Below are 900 nucleotides of genomic sequence, written 5' to 3' on the forward strand. Positions count from 1 at the left end.
ACCGCCGCCGCACCGCCGCTGGTACCGCACCTGGTCCAGCACGCCGGCCGCCGGCTCTCGCTCAAGCAGACCAAGGAGGGCAACATCCTCATCGGCGGCGGCCGCGCCGCCAAGTTCGTCCAACACGCGGGCGTGCTCGACCTCGACGCCCGACCCGAACTACGCCTGGACGCGGTCTTCGCCGGCGCCGACGCCGCGCGCGTGGTCCCCGCCGTCCAACGTCTGCCGGTCCTGCGGATCTGGTCCGGCGCCACGTCGCTGGCTCCCGACCAACTCCCGCTGCTGGGGCCCGTTCCGCGCCGACCGGACTTCTACGTCGCCACCGGCGGGTCCGGCTTCACCCTCGGCCCCACCTACAGCCGGCTGCTCGCCGAACAGGTCCTCACCGGCGCCACCGGGCTGCCCCTCGACGACTACTCCCCCGCACGGTTCGGAGCGCTGAACTTTGTCTGATCACCCCGCCCGGGCCGCCATCACGCTCGACGGCGAACCGCGCACCGTCCCCGCCGGCCGCTCACTCGCCGCCGCGCTCCTCGCGATCGGCGCACCGGTCACCCGCCACGACCGGGCCGGCCGCCCCCGCGCGCCCTACTGCGGGATGGGCGTGTGCTTCGACTGCGCCGTCACCGTCGACGGTGCCCCGCTGATCCGCTCATGCCAGGAACCCGTACGCGACGGCATGAACGTGGTCACCACCGGCGTCGCCCTCACCGTCGTCGACAGCAGCACCGTGAACAGCACCGTCGTGAACAGCACCACCGTGGACACCACCGGCGAGGTCGCCCCGTGAACGACACCACGCCCGACCTGCTGATCGTCGGCGCCGGCCCCGCCGGCCTGGCCGCCGCCACCACCGCCGCCCGGCACGGCGCCCGCGTCGTGGTCGTCGACGAACAGGCC

Annotated in this window: 3 protein-coding genes; all 3 read left to right on the top strand. The window is 74.2% G+C overall.

The annotated features are described in order from the left end of the window. Positions 1-453 (top strand): FAD-dependent oxidoreductase (locus GT354_RS49115; RefSeq protein ID WP_161364643.1); only part of this gene is annotated, 453 nt, incomplete at its 5' end. Then, on the top strand, positions 446-790 hold the full coding sequence (locus GT354_RS49120) for a (2Fe-2S)-binding protein (RefSeq protein ID WP_161364645.1): 345 nt from the start codon (positions 446-448) through the stop codon (positions 788-790). The genes GT354_RS49115 and GT354_RS49120, both read left to right, overlap by 8 nt. Next, positions 787-900, top strand: a 114-nt coding sequence (locus tag GT354_RS53130) for an FAD-dependent oxidoreductase (protein ID WP_202513151.1), incomplete at its 3' end; no start/stop codon positions are given. The genes GT354_RS49120 and GT354_RS53130, both read left to right, overlap by 4 nt.

This window comes from Streptomyces sp. SID3343, assembly GCF_009865215.1.
Classification (GTDB): domain Bacteria; phylum Actinomycetota; class Actinomycetes; order Streptomycetales; family Streptomycetaceae; genus Embleya.